At 65.5% G+C, this 229-nt stretch carries 1 protein-coding gene; it reads right to left on the bottom strand.

Annotation, left to right across the window (positions count from 1 at the left end; all coding sequences use genetic code 11):
• Nucleotides 1–229: FAD-dependent oxidoreductase (locus SB754_RS23440; RefSeq protein ID WP_410784628.1), on the bottom strand; the 229-nt coding region annotated here is incomplete at both ends.

Consider the following 229-nt stretch of genomic DNA (forward strand, 5'->3'; position numbering starts at 1 on the left):
GGCGATGGTCGCGGCCGAACAGGTGAACCTCCGAACCGAGCAGGGCCAGTCCCTGGCCGATCTCGCAACCTATGGCGCCGGCCCCGATGACGCCTACCCGCGCGGGAATGTCGGGCATTTCGAACAGCCCGTCGCTGGTCAATAGCAGCTCACCCAGGGATTGCCAGGCGTCGGGCACGAAGGGCTTTGTGCCGACTGCAACGATGATGCCGTCGGCCGTGTATGTGGT

This window comes from Leifsonia sp. SIMBA_070 (genome assembly GCF_046534635.1).
In the GTDB taxonomy this organism is placed as follows: Bacteria; Actinomycetota; Actinomycetes; order Actinomycetales; family Microbacteriaceae; genus Leifsonia.